This is a genomic window from Azotobacter armeniacus (assembly GCF_054779355.1).
Genome location: NZ_BAAGYK010000144.1, coordinates 1 through 806, shown reverse-complemented (window position 1 = coordinate 806; position 806 = coordinate 1). Strand labels below are relative to the sequence as shown.

Below are 806 nucleotides of genomic sequence, written 5' to 3'. Positions count from 1 at the left end.
AGGCGTTCGAGGACGTGGCGCAGCCAGGCGTAGGGCTCCTGCCCGTTGGCCCTGGCGGTTTCCACCAGGCTGTAGAGCTGCGCGCTGGCCGTCGCGCCTTTGGGTGTGTCACTGAACAGCCAATTCTTGCGCCCGATGACGAACGGGCGAACAGCCCGCTCGGCACGGTTGTTATCGATCGGCAGGTGGCCGGCCTCGACATAACGCGCCAGCCTGCTCCAGTTGCTGGCCAGGTAGTTCACCGCCTTGCCCAGCGCATTCTGCGCCGTGACCTGCGGCTGGGTCTTGTCCAGCCAGGTCTTGAGCTGGGCGAGGACCGGCAGGCTGTGTTGCTGGCGACCCCGGCGGCGCTGCTCATCATCGGCCTCCCGGAGTTCGCGCTCGATGGCGTAGAGCCGGTTGATCCAGGCCAAAGCCTGGTCGGCGCACCCGGTCTTGCCTTTGGGCTGCACCTGCTGCGCCTCGACGAACTTGCGCCGGGCATGGGCCCAGCAGCCCAGGCGCTCGATGCCCGGTTGCGCGGCCAGGGCGTTGTAGCCGGCGTAGTCGTCGGTCATCAGGTAGCCGCGGTAGCCGGCGAGCAGGCGCAAGGGCACCTCCTGCGCCCGGCTGGGGCTGTAGTCGAAGAGGACGACCGGCTGCTCCGGCGGGCCGCCGGTCTGCACCCACATCCAGGACTGGCTGGAGGGGGCCCGGTCCGGTTCCTTGAGCACCTGCACCCGCGTCTCGTCGCAGTGGATCACCGGGCTTTCCAGCAGCCGGTCGCGCATCAGGTTGAGCACCGGTTGCAGCTGCCCGGCGCACTG

The 806-nt window shown here is 69.0% G+C and carries 1 protein-coding gene; it reads right to left on the bottom strand.

Annotated features, from left to right (window positions below; genetic code table 11):
- A partial coding sequence (gene tnpC, locus ACYVD0_RS19165) for an IS66 family transposase (protein WP_460428283.1) occupies nt 1-806 on the bottom strand: 806 nt, incomplete at both ends.